The 11,751-nt window shown below is 70.2% G+C and carries 12 protein-coding genes; 4 read left to right on the forward strand and 8 right to left on the reverse strand.

The genetic code is table 11. From position 1 onward, the window contains the following. Nucleotides 1–20: 20 nt before the first annotated feature. Genes OG714_RS46090 through OG714_RS46120 form a run of 7 tightly spaced genes read right to left on the reverse strand, consistent with a single transcriptional unit; the run spans nucleotide 21 to nucleotide 7,246 of the window. Nucleotides 21–485, reverse strand: a complete 465-nt coding sequence (locus OG714_RS46090; protein ID WP_406130209.1) for a DUF5990 family protein — start codon at nucleotides 483–485, stop codon at nucleotides 21–23. 33 nt (nucleotides 486–518) lie between these two features. After that, a complete protein-coding gene (locus OG714_RS46095; RefSeq protein WP_406130211.1) occupies nucleotides 519–1,526 on the reverse strand; it encodes an ABC transporter ATP-binding protein in 1,008 nt (335 codons plus the stop codon). Continuing rightward, nucleotides 1,523–2,572, reverse strand: a complete 1,050-nt coding sequence (locus OG714_RS46100) for an ABC transporter ATP-binding protein (protein ID WP_406130213.1) — start codon at nucleotides 2,570–2,572, stop codon at nucleotides 1,523–1,525. Before OG714_RS46100 ends, OG714_RS46095 begins: the two co-directional genes overlap by 4 nt. Then, on the reverse strand, nucleotides 2,565–3,533 hold the full coding sequence (locus tag OG714_RS46105; protein WP_406130215.1) for an ABC transporter permease: 969 nt from the start codon (nucleotides 3,531–3,533) through the stop codon (nucleotides 2,565–2,567). Before OG714_RS46105 ends, OG714_RS46100 begins: the two co-directional genes overlap by 8 nt. A gap of 5 nt (nucleotides 3,534–3,538) precedes the next feature. Beyond that, nucleotides 3,539–4,567, reverse strand: coding sequence for an ABC transporter permease (locus OG714_RS46110; RefSeq protein ID WP_406130217.1), 1,029 nt, complete (start codon nucleotides 4,565–4,567; stop codon nucleotides 3,539–3,541). Continuing rightward, the gene (locus OG714_RS46115; RefSeq protein ID WP_406130219.1) at nucleotides 4,564–6,291 is read right to left on the reverse strand and encodes an ABC transporter substrate-binding protein; all 1,728 of its coding nucleotides are present in this window, start codon (nucleotides 6,289–6,291) and stop codon (nucleotides 4,564–4,566) included. The genes OG714_RS46110 and OG714_RS46115 overlap by 4 nt, the downstream gene beginning before the upstream one ends. Nucleotides 6,292–6,349: 58 nt before the next feature. Beyond that, complete coding sequence (locus tag OG714_RS46120) at nucleotides 6,350–7,246, reverse strand: proline iminopeptidase-family hydrolase (protein WP_406130220.1); 897 nt, start codon at nucleotides 7,244–7,246, stop codon at nucleotides 6,350–6,352. Nucleotides 7,247–7,538: 292 nt separating this feature from the next. Between OG714_RS46120 and OG714_RS46125 the strand changes: the two genes are divergently transcribed. Further along, complete coding sequence (locus tag OG714_RS46125) at nucleotides 7,539–8,297, forward strand: FadR/GntR family transcriptional regulator (protein ID WP_406130222.1); 759 nt, start codon at nucleotides 7,539–7,541, stop codon at nucleotides 8,295–8,297. A 15-nt stretch (nucleotides 8,298–8,312) separates the two neighbouring features. Here the strand turns inward: OG714_RS46125 and OG714_RS46130 are convergent, their stop codons facing one another. Continuing rightward, entirely contained in the window at nucleotides 8,313–9,155 is an 843-nt protein-coding gene (locus tag OG714_RS46130) for a PhzF family phenazine biosynthesis protein (RefSeq protein ID WP_406130224.1), read from the reverse strand. A 110-nt stretch (nucleotides 9,156–9,265) separates the two neighbouring features. On the opposite strand from OG714_RS46130, the gene OG714_RS46135 reads away from it, so the two are divergent. The 3 genes from OG714_RS46135 to OG714_RS46145 all read left to right on the forward strand — a co-directional run bounded on the left by OG714_RS46135 (nucleotide 9,266) and on the right by OG714_RS46145 (nucleotide 11,718). Continuing rightward, nucleotides 9,266–10,309 carry a permease gene (locus tag OG714_RS46135; RefSeq protein ID WP_406130225.1) on the forward strand — a complete coding sequence of 348 codons (1,044 nt, stop codon included), beginning with the start codon at nucleotides 9,266–9,268 and terminating at the stop codon, nucleotides 10,307–10,309. Beyond that, nucleotides 10,306–11,049: a TIGR03943 family putative permease subunit gene (locus tag OG714_RS46140; protein ID WP_406130226.1), complete on the forward strand. Its 744-nt coding sequence runs from the start codon at nucleotides 10,306–10,308 to the stop codon at nucleotides 11,047–11,049. Before OG714_RS46135 ends, OG714_RS46140 begins: the two co-directional genes overlap by 4 nt. 216 nt (nucleotides 11,050–11,265) lie before the next feature. Then, complete coding sequence (locus tag OG714_RS46145; protein ID WP_406130228.1) at nucleotides 11,266–11,718, forward strand: phospholipase; 453 nt, start codon at nucleotides 11,266–11,268, stop codon at nucleotides 11,716–11,718. Nucleotides 11,719–11,751: the final 33 nt, after the last annotated feature.

Raw genomic sequence — 11,751 nt, forward strand, 5'->3', positions numbered from 1 at the left:
AGCTACGAGAACTACGAGAGCTAGCGGGCGGCGGCGGTCCAGGTGATGTGCGGGGGATCCACCCGCGCGCACAGCGGGCCGCCGTTCGCGTCGGTCAGCCCGAGCCGGCCGACCAGCAGACCGTCGCGCGCGGCGGCGGCCAGGACGTCGTCCGGCACCGAGTCCAGCATGAGCTTGGCGCGCCGGAACATGGTGAAGAGCCCGGCCTCGTCGACCGTCCCCCACGACAGGTACACGAACCGCAGCCCCATCCGGTGCTGTACATAGGGGCCCGTGACCACGATGCCGTCCGGCGTGGCCTCCGCCGTGCACTCCAGGTTCCAGCTCGCGGACACGGCATCGCCCGGCTGCGGATCCAGCAGCTCGGCCGGCCGGTCCCGGCGCTGCACGGCGACGTGGACGTTGTCGTACGTCGGGACGGGCTTGTCGGCGGGGGCGGGGAAGGTGCGGCCGGGCAGGTCTACGGCGTCGATGCGGAGGTGCATACGGGCCATCATGCCGGGTCCGCCTCCGTACCCTCAGTCGATCAAGGGGAAGTGGCAGGCGGTATGGCGCCCGGAGGCGGTCATGGTCAGCCGGGGCCGCTCCACGGCGCAGCGTTCCTGCGCGTAGGGGCAGCGGGTGCGGAACGGACAACCGCTCGGCTTGTCCACCGGGTTGGGCACCTCGCCGGTGAGCACGATGCGTTCCCGGGGGACCTCATCGGTGAGCGTGCCGTCGTCGATGTCCGGTACGGCCGACAGCAACGCCTGCGTGTAGGGATGCGCGGGCTCCTTGTACAGCGCCTCCGTCTCGGCGAGTTCGACGATCTCCCCGAGATACATGACCGCGATCCGGTCCGACACATGACGGACCACACCGAGGTCGTGCGCGATGAACACGTACGTGAGCGCGAACTCCTCCTGAAGATCCGCGAACAGGTTCAACACCTGCGCCTGGATGGACACATCGAGCGCCGACACCGGTTCGTCGGCGACGATCAGCTTCGGGTTGGTCGCCAACGCCCGCGCGATACCGATGCGTTGCCGCTGACCGCCGGAGAACTCGTGCGGATAGCGGTCCAGATGGGCTGCGGCCAGCCCTACGACGTCGAAGAGCTCGGCGACCCGACGGCGCACGGCGGCCCCGTCGCCGTAGCGGTGCACGAGCAGGGGCTCCGCCACGATGTCCCCGGCGCGACGGCGCGGGTTGAGCGAGGCCTGCGGGTCCTGGAACACCAGCTGCATGCCGGGCCGTACGGGACGCAGCCGCCGTGTGGAGAGCGTGCTGATGTCCTGGCCGTCGAACTCGACCCGGCCGCCGGTGAGTTCGGTGAGCCGGACCAGACAGCGGCCCAGCGTGGACTTGCCGCAGCCCGACTCGCCGACGATGCCGAGCGTCTCACCGGCGCGCACCTCCAACGACACGCCGTCCACGGCCCGCAGCACCCGGCGGCGCGCGGACAGCCCGTCCGCGCGCAGGGGGTAGTGCTTGGTGACGTCCGTGGCGCGCAGCAGCACCTCTGTCGATGTCGTCAGCGCGCTCATGATGTCGCCTCTCGTTCCCTGTCCGGTACGTCCGTCGCCGCCGCGCGCGAGGTCAGGCGCAGCGAGGCGCGGTCGTCGTCGGGCAGCCAGCAGGCGTCGCGGTGTGCGCCGTCACCGGAGTTCGTCGACAACTGGGGCCGCTCCTCGCAGCGTTCGTGCCGCAGCCGGCACCGGGGCGCGAACGCGCAGCCCTCCGGCAGACTCCCCGGCGCCACGGGCATCCCCGCGATGGTGGGCAGCCGCCGGAGTCGGGGTCCGCCCACGCGGGGCACCGAGTCGAGCAGCCCCCACGTGTACGGATGCCGCGGTCCGTGGAACACCGCCCGGCGCGGACCCTCCTCGGCCGCCCGGCCGCCGTACATCACCAGGACCCGGTCGGCGATCTGCGAGATGACGCCCATGTCGTGCGTGATGAGGACCACCGCCGAGCCCTGTGTGTTCAACTCCCGCATCAGGTCGAGTATTTGGGCCTGGACCGTCACGTCCAGCGCCGTGGTCGGCTCGTCGGCGATCAGCAGTGCGGGTCCGCAGGAGAGGGCCATCGCGATGACCGCGCGCTGGCGCATGCCGCCGGAGAACTCGTGCGGGTAGGCGTTCGCGCGAGAGGCCGCGTCGGGGATGCCGACGTCGGAGAGGAGCCGTACGGCACGCTCGTGCGCCTCCTTGCGGGACACCTTCTCGTGCGCCCGGATCTGCTCGGCTATCTGCCAGCCCACGGTGTACACGGGGGTCAGCGCGGTCATCGGGTCCTGGAAGACCATGGCGATCTCCCGGCCCCGTACCGCCCGCATCTCCTTGTCGGGGAGGGCGAGCAAGTCCCGGCCGCGGAACCGGACTTCGCCCTCGACGGTCACGTTCGGACTGGTCAGCAGACGGAGCACGGCGAGCATCGAGACGCTCTTGCCCGAGCCCGACTCGCCGACCACGCCCAGGATTTCACCGGGCGACACCGAGAAGGACAGGCCGTCGACGACGGTGACGGAGCCTCGGCGGGTGCGGAAGGACACCCTCAAGTCGCTTACGTCCAGCAGGGGTTGGTCAGGCATGGCGGGCCCTCGGGTCGAGTCGGGCGTACAGGATGTCCACCAGGGCGTTGGCGAGGACCACGAAGAACGCCGCGTACAGGACGGTCCCCATGATCACGGGCAGGTCCAGGTTCTGGAGGGCGTCGAAGGTGAGCTTGCCGATGCCGGGGAGGCCGAAGACCACCTCGGTGAGCAGCGCGGCACCGCCCACGAGCGCGCCGAAGTCCAGGCCGAACAGCGACACGATCGGGATCAGCGAGCAGCGCAGGGCATGGCGGATCAGGATGCGCCGCTCGGAAAGGCCCTTGGCGCGCGCCGTGCGGACGTAGTCCTCGTTCAGCGCGGTGACGACCTCGCCGCGCAGCAGCCGGGCGTAGATCCCGGCGTACAGCAGCGCGAGGGTCAGCCAGGGGAAGAGCAGGTGCAGCGCCCACTGGCCGGGGTCGTGGCTGAGGTCGACGTAGCCCGGTGGCGGTACCCAGGAGAACACCGAACTGTGCAGCTGCTTCTGGGTGATGAGGTTGACGACCTCGCCGAGCCAGTAGGCCGGCAGCGAGACCCCGACCACGCCGACGAGCATGATCAGCGGGTCGGCCGCCTTGCCGCGCAGGGCCGCGGCGGCGGTGCCCATGACGATGCCGGCCGTCATCCAGATCAGCGCGGCGCCGATGACGAGGGAGAGGGTCACCGGGGTGGCCTGCACGATCTGTGGGATCACGCGGGAGCCGCGGTTGACGAACGACTCCAGGTCGCGGTCGATGAGCAGGTGACGCATCATCAGCAGATAGCGGACGGGCATCGGACGGTCGAGGCCGAAGGAGTGCCGGACCTGGGCGAGCGTGGCCGGGTCGGCGTTGCGCCCGGCTATGCGTGCGGCCGGGTCAACTCCCGGTGTGGCGAAGAAGATCAGGAAGACCAGCACACTGATCGCGAACATCACCAGCAGGGCGGACGCGAAGCGTTTGACGACGAACCGGAGCATGACTCTCACACCCCTCCGCGCAGCCGGGCGCCCGGGTCGAGCGCGTCGCGCACGCCGTCGCCGAGGACGTTGAGCGCCGCCGTGGTCAGCGCGATCAGCAGGCCGGGCGCGATCGTCACGGCGGGCCGCGTGTAGAGAAGCCCGAGCCCGTCCTCGATGATCGTGCCCCAACTGGCGTCCGGCGGCTGGACCCCGACGGACAGGAAGGACAGCGCGGACTCGGTCAGCATGGCGAGCGCGGTCATCAGCGGGACGAACACGATCGCCGTGGGCAGCACGTTCGGCAGCACCTCACGGCGCAGGATGCGCACCGTCGGCGCCCCGGAGCCGATGGCCGCCTGGATGTACTCCTTGTTGCGCAGCACCAGCACCTGACCGCGCAACGGTCGTGCGATGTACGGCACATAGATCGCCGCGATGATCGCGACGGGCAGCCAGAGACTCCCCGCCTCGACGGTGATCGGCCCGAGGTGCAGCCCGTCGGTGAGGAGGACGACCGACAGGCAGATCGCCAGCAGGTACACGGGGAACGCCCAAATCACGTCCAGGACACGGGAGATGACGGCGTCCACGGCACCGCCCGCATAGCCGGCGACGACTCCGACGGCCGTACCGAGGGCGCAGGTGAGCAGCGCCGCCGTGAACCCGATGAACAGGCTCGTGCGGCCGCCGTAGAGCAGGCGGGCCATGACGTCGCGGCCCTGGTTGTCGGCGCCGAGGAAGTAGTGGGCGGGGTCCCAGGTCGGGCCGATCGGGGTGACGCCGAGGCCGAGGCCGGTGCTGCTCGGGGTGAGCACCGGCACGGTCTTCCCGCCGACGACCGTGGAGCCGGAGACGTGGGACTGGAAGGGGTCGGTGCCGGCGACGTGGTGCGCGTACAGCGGGGCGCACAGGGTCGCCAGTACGACCAGGAAGAGGACGACGGCCGCGGCAAGCGCCGACCTGTTGCGCAACAGGTCGGCGCCGGCCGTCCGCCAGGGGCCCGGCGAGCGCCGGGCCTCGACGATGACCAACTCGGTTGTGGCGGTGCTCACTTGACCCACGTCTGGCCGACGATCATGTAGAACTGCTTGCTGAACTGGTAGTTGCCGAGCCGCTTCGACGTGAAGTCGATGATCTTCGGGTTGATGAGTGGGACGACCGGCGACTGCTGCATGATCGACTGGTCGATCGCGCCCCACTGCTTGTTCGCCGCCGTCGGGTCGGTCTGCGCGGTCTTCAGCGCGGTCTGCATCTTCGCGTCGATGCCCTTGTCGCAGAAGCCCGAGATGTTGATGCTGGAGTCGCTGCCGGGGTGGAACGCGGCGCAGGACAGCAGCACGTTGAGGAAGTCCGAGGCCGCCGGATAGTCCTGGTACCAGGACGTCAGGGCGAGTTGGACCTTGTTCTTCGTGTTCTGGATGTACGTGAACTGGATGTTCGCCGACAGCGGCTTGAGCGTCGCCTTGTAGCCGAGCTGGGTGAGCAGGCTCTGCAGGTACTGCCCGATCGACTTGTTGACGTCGTCGTCCTGCACGACGATGCCGACCTCCTGCCCCGCCGTACCGGACTTCTTCACCAGCGCCTTGGCCTTGGCCAGGTTCGCGGCCGTCCAGGTCTTGCCGCCGCCCTTGGTGTAGTCGCACGAGTCGACGTGCCCGGGGAAGCCCGGCGGCAGGATCGTGCACGCGGGGGAGGCGAGGTTGGTGCCGCCGTACAGCCGCACCACGGCCGACCGGTCCACGGCGTAGTTGATGGCCTGCCGCGCCAACTTGTTGTTGAACGGTGCCGAGTTGACGTTCAGCGTCGCGTACCAGAACGCGGTCAGCGGGTTCACGTGCGCCTGGGACGTGTACTTGGTGCCGATCTCGTTCAGCCGGTCGGCGGGTGGCGGGTCGAACACCCAGTCCGCCTGGCCGTTCTCGACGGCGGTCACCTCGGACTCGACGGTCTGCCCGAAGGTGTAGTCGATCTGGTCCGGGTAGCCCTGCGGTTCGGCCTCCCGCGACCACTCCTTGAAGTGCGGGTTGCGCACCAGCTTCAGCGCACGGTTCGGGTCGTACGAGGCCGCCATGTACGGGCCGGTCGTCGGCAGCGGCTTCGTGCCCGCGTCCTTCGCCGGCGAGTCCTTCGGCAGGATGCTGGCGTGCGGGACGGCCAGCTTGTACGGGAACTCCGAGTCCGGCGCCGTCAGGTCGACGGTGACCGTGTTCGCCTTCGCGTCGCCGGTCACCCCGGCCTTGAGCGTGCAGGACGCGGGCGTCTTCAGACAGGCGGTGGCGCCGACGATGCCGTTGTAGAAGGTGCCGGCGGTGGGGCTGGAGACCTTGAAGATGCGCTGGAAGGACGCCACCACGTCGTCGGTGGTCAGCGCCTTGCCGTTGGAGAAGCTGATGCCCTTGCGGAGCGTGAAGGTGTACGTCTTGCCGCCGTTGGTGACCTTCGGCATCGCCGCGGCCAGGTCCGGGACGACCTTGAACGACTCCTGGCCGCCGACCTTCTTGAACGACAGCAGCCCGTCGTACATCGACTGGTACAACTGCCAGTACTGGAGCGTGTAGTTGACCTGCGGATCGAGGCTGCCCGCGGCGGCGTGGGCGACGAGCTTCAGGGTGCCGCCCTTGTGCTGCGGCAGGAACGCGGAGGTCCCGGACGCCGACGAGGACGTGGACGTGGTCGGGTCGGAGGAGCCGCTGTCGGAGGACGAGCAGGCGGCGGTGGTCAGGGCGAGGGCGACGGTGGCGGCGGCGAACGCGCCTCGTCTGGTGCTGCGGGACATCCAGGGAACTCCCGTCGGGGGAACGGCGGTCGGGTCGGCCGAGATGGGCCGAAGGGGCTCAGTCGGTGGAGTCGAGGAAGGTGCCCACGACTTGGAGGTAGAGCTCCTCCTCCTCGACGTGCGGCATGTGGCTGGAGTGCTCGAACATGTGCCAGCGCACGTCGGGGATGTGGTCGGCGAACGGGCGCAGGGTCTCGGGCGTCGCCTCGTCGTACCGGCCGGACACCAGCAGGGTCGGTGCCTCGACCAGATGCAGCCGGTCGATCACGGACCAGTCCTTCATGGTGCCGACGACATGGAACTCGTTCGGCCCGTTCATCGTGTGGTACACGGTCGGATCGGCCGCGATGTTCTCCCAAGTCGCCTGCACCTCGGGTGGGTTGGGGTCCAGCCGGCACACATGGCGTTCGTTGAAGACCTGCTCGGCGGCGATGTAGTCGGGGTGGTCGGTGGTCCCGGCCGCCTCGTGGGCGAGCAGGGTGCGCTGGACCTCGGGCGGGAGCTGGGCGCGCAGTTCGGCCGCCGCCGCGAGCCACAGCTCCATGGACGCGGGGGAGTTGGCGATGACCAGCCCGCGCAGCCCGGCCGGCCGGCGTACCGCGTGCTCGGCGGCGAGCATGCCGCCCCAGGACTGGCCGAGGAGATGGTAGGCATCGGCGATGCCCAACTCCTTGAGCAGGTTGTCGAGTTCGTCGAGGAAGAGCTGGACGGTCCAGAAGTCGGCGCCCTCGTCGGGCAGATGGGTGGAGAGCCCGGTGCCGAGCTGGTCGTAGTGCACCACCTGGCGGCCCTGCTCGGCGATGCCCGCGATGCTGAGCGTGTAGTTGTGACCGGCGCCGGGTCCGCCGTGCAGGACGACCAAGGGTGTCCTGCCCGGTTCGCCCGTGATCCGGTACCAGGTCGACTTGCCGTTGAAGTCGACGGTGCCGGTGTGGTTCGGTTCGGGGATCGCCACGCGGTTGCCTCCCAGGCACGCCGTTGAACAGGCGGGATTGCGGCCGGTCGTCGGACGGGACGAGGAGCTGAGACGCGGAACTGCGACGACGGGCCGGGACGAAAAGGATGTGACGGATGGCTGCGATAGTGATTGGGTAAAAGGTCAGCGCACAAGACCTTTTAGCGGTGGCTGGGCAAGACGTAACGGCGTGTTCACGTGGCCCGCCCGCGTTTACAGAAGCGGCATTGAAGGGGGAGGACAGCTGACATCCGTACCTGAGGCATCCGAAGCGGGGGACGAGTTCTCCCGCGTGCTCGACCGCGTCCTCCTCGGCGGCTCCCCGTCCTCCGCGCTCCGCCCGGTGCGGGTGGCCTCCGCCGTCGACGAGGTGTCCGACCGGCTGCTCACCGCGATCGCCGTCGGCGACTTCCTGCCCGGCGAACGGCTGCCGGCCGAGCGCGAACTCACCGGCCTGCTCCGGGTCAGCCGCCCCACGGTCCGCGAGGCGGTCGCCCGCCTCCAGGCCGTCGGCGTCGTCGAGATCCGCCGCGGCCGCAACGGCGGGACCTACGTCCGCGACAGCTGGACCGAGTCGACGGCGGCCGCGGTCCGGCACACGCTGCTGCCCCGCTGGGAGGAGTTCGAGCAACTCTTCGACCTGCGGGGACTGGTCGAGGGCATGGTCGCCGCGACGGCGGCCCGACGCCGTAGCGCCAAGGACCTCGAACCCATGCGGGACGCCCTGTCCGCCTACCTCTCCGCGAGCACCCAGCGCGACGCGCACACGGCGGACAGCGCCTTCCACCAGGCCGTCCGTACCGCCACGGGCAACCCCCAGATCGTCATGCTCAGCCAGGACCTGCTGGCCCGCATCAGCCTCGGCTTCCCGGTCGAACCCTGGGGCAAGGGCGAACAGACCCACTTCCACCGGGGCGGCGAGGACCACAAGGCCCTGTACGAGGCCATCGCCGCGGGCGAGCCCGAGCGCGCCGAGGAGATCGCCCGGGGCCACTTCACGATCAGCGCCGACCTGATCCGCGAGGTGCTGGCGAGGGTCCGGGCGAGTTAGGCCGACACCGGTCGGCTACGACGGCCGGATCACGTCCGTGACCTCGGCGGTGCCGCCCACCTGCACGGCCGACCCGGGCCGGGCCGTCGCCGTGATCGTGGCGGGGCTGCCGAGCGAGTCGCCCATGTCGACGGCGATCTCGGTGACACCCCGCCCCGCGAGGTCGGCGGCGAGGCACGCGGTGCTGTTGGCGTTCGCGATGTCCTCCGGGACGCCGATCGACGGCGCGAACATGCGCGCCGCGACCCGGCCCGAGTGCGTCGGCACCGAGTAGACGTAACAGCCGAGGAGTCCGAACCGGTCGCAGGCCGACCGGAGTTGACCGAAGTCCGGGGCGAGCGCGCCGAGCACGGACCGCGAGGCGACGGGCACCAGCAGCCGCGCCCGCCCGACCGAGGCGACCCGGGCACCGGGCGCGAGCGTGTCGCTGCCGACACCCAGCGCCGGCAGGGCGAGCCCGCACTCTGCCGCGGTCGGCTCACGCAACTCGACGGGACCGGGCTCGAAGGCGGCACGGACCCGCACCCCCTCCCGTACGGCCCACCCGGCGAAGGAACGCCCCGCCGCACGCAGAGTGCCCCGGTACTCCGTACCTCCGGCACGCTCCGCGAGGAAGGCCAGGGCGGCGACCGTACCGTGGCCGCACGCGGGCAGTTCGCCCTCGGCGGTGAAGAAGCGAAGGGACACGGCCGACCCGCGCGCCGAGACGAAGACGGCGTGTGACGTCCCGGCGAGAACCGGTACCCGGCACCGTTCCTCGTCGCTCAGCGGCGCCTCGTTCAGCACCGCCGTCGGACTCCCGCCCCGCCCGTCCCGCAGACACGCGCGGACGATCGTGACGGGCGGTCGGCTGATCACACGAGAACCGTACTCCGGAGCCCCGACCCGCGGTCCGGACGGCGTGTGGGCGCGGTGACGGCCGTACTCCTCGCTATGTTCTGTCACAACATCAGACATTCGGAGCAAAAATGCCAAAAACGGATGAGCTGCTTGATGTGACGGAGACGGTGTTCCCGGCCGCCGTCCGCCCACCCGAGCGGCGGCGCCGCGTCCTCCGCAGGCCCCCGCCGACCACCGCACTCGTCATCGCGCTCGGCCTGGCCGCGGCCGTCCTCGCGCTGTCCGGCACGCCATGGCTGAACGACCCCGCCGTAGCGGCCTGGCGCACCGTCTGCCTGGCCATCACCGTGCAGGCGCTGCCCTTCCTCCTCCTGGGCACCGCCCTGTCCGGAGCCATCAACGCCTTCGTCCCGGCGGACCTGTTCACCAAGGTGCTGCCCAAGCGCCCCGCCCTCGCCGTCCCCGTCGCGGGCATCGCCGGCGTGGTCCTGCCGGGCTGCGAATGCGCGTCCGTGCCGGTGGCCAACAGCCTGATCCGCCGGGGCGTCACCCCGGCCGCGGCCTTCGCGTTCCTCCTCTCGGCGCCCGCGATCAACCCGATCGTGCTGACCGCCACCGCCGTCGCCTTCCCGGGCAGCCCCGCCATGGTGCTGGCCCGGCTCCTCGCCTCCCTCGCCACCGCCGCCGTCATGGGCTGGCTGTGGCTCTGGCTGGGGCGTGAGGAGTGGCTGCGGCCCGTCGTACGCCACACCGGCCACCAGTCGGGACACAGCCGCTTCACGGAGTTCCGGCTCGGCTTCCAGCACGACTTCCTGCACGCCGGCGGCTTCCTCGTGCTGGGCGCCATGGCGGCGGCCACCTTCAACGTGACCGTCCCGCGCTCGGTCCTCGACACCTTCTCCGGCTCGCCCTGGCTGTCCGTGCTGTTCCTGGCCGCACTCGCCGTCGTCCTCGCGGTCTGCTCCGAGGCCGACGCCTTTGTAGCGGCCTCACTCACAGGCTTCTCACCCACAGCACGGCTGGCTTTCATGGTGGTCGGCCCCATGGTGGACCTGAAGCTGATCGCCCTTCAGGCGGGCACCTTCGGCCGGGCGTTCGCAGTGCGATTCTCCACCGCGACCACCGTCGTGGCCGTGGCCGCCAGCGTCCTGATCGGAGGCGCCCTGCTGTGAAGCGCACCGCCCAAGTACTCCTCCTGGTCCTGACCGGCCTGGGCCTCCTGCACACCGCCCTCTTCACCGACCTCTACCTCCGCTACGTCAAGGAGGGCCTGCGCCCGCTCCTGATCATCTCCGGCGCCCTGCTGCTGCTCCTGGGCCTGGCGCACGCGATGTTCGACCGCGGATCCGGCGACGCGGAGGCCCACGACCACGAGCACGACCACGGCCATGGGCACGACCACTCCACCGCCCCCCGCATCGCCTGGCTGCTCTTCCTCCCCGCGCTCAGCCTCCTCTTCTACGCCCCACCCGCCCTCGGCGCCTACACGGCCTCCCACGCGGGCAGCGAGGCCGTCAAGAAACAGAAGGGGTTCGCCGCACTGCCCGCGACCTCACCCCTGCCGATGACCCTCACGGACTTCACCACCCGGGTCCAGCAGGACAAGGAGCTGGCCATCAAGGGGCGCAGCGTCGAGATGACCGGGTTCGCGACGCCGGTCCGGGGCGGCGGCTGGGACCTGACCCGGATCATCTTCACGTGCTGCGCGGCGGACGCCCAGACGGTCAAGGTGCACATGTACGGCACCCCGGCCCCGCCCGCCAACACCTGGCTGGCCGTCACCGGGACCTGGCACACGCAGGGCGCCCTCGGCACGAGAACCGCGGCGGCGGCCCTCGACGTCCACGCCACCCGGAACATCGCCCAACCGGTCAACGCCTTCACGGACGACCTGCCCCTGACGCCGTCCTGAGCCCGTCCCGAGAACCTGAACTCCGGCCGGCAGCAGGGGTGTTGTGTACCCCCTCTGCCGGTTTCACCCATGGGGTTCATGTCCCGAACTCCTGGCATTTCCGAGAGTTAACGGGTCATTGGGGCACATGCGGTGTGAAGGCATGGTCGACGTGTAAATCATCTTGTCATGAACCTGTGATCCGACGGGCGGATCGCGGTCTCATGGAGGTGTTGGATGCACCGCAGACTTGCCACCGGTCTCGCCGCCTCAACTCTGGCTCTGGCAGCCGTAGTCGCCACCGCGACAGCAGCCACCGCCGCCCCCGCCGACAAGCCCCAGGTCCTTTCGACCTGGACCCAGACCAGCGCGTCGAGCTACAGCCTCTGGGCCGCGGCCCGCGCCAACCAGACCGCCTGGTCCGCCTACGCGTTCGACTGGTCCACCGACTACTGCTCCGACTCGCCCGACAACCCCTTCGGCTTCCCCTTCGCCACCTCCTGCGCCCGCCACGACTTCGGCTACCGCAACTACAAGGCCGCGAACGCCTTCAGCACCAACAAGTCGCGGCTCGACAACGCCTTCTACGCGGACCTCAAGCGCGTCTGCGCCGGCTACAGCGGCGCCACCGCGACCACCTGCAACAGCACTGCGTGGACGTACTACCAGGCCGTCAAGGCCTTCGGCTGACGGACCGTCAACCGGGCGCGGGATGCGGGACGT

Origin of the sequence: Streptomyces sp. NBC_00989, from assembly GCF_045162655.1 — a bacterium.
Lineage (GTDB): Bacteria > Actinomycetota > Actinomycetes > Streptomycetales > Streptomycetaceae > Streptomyces.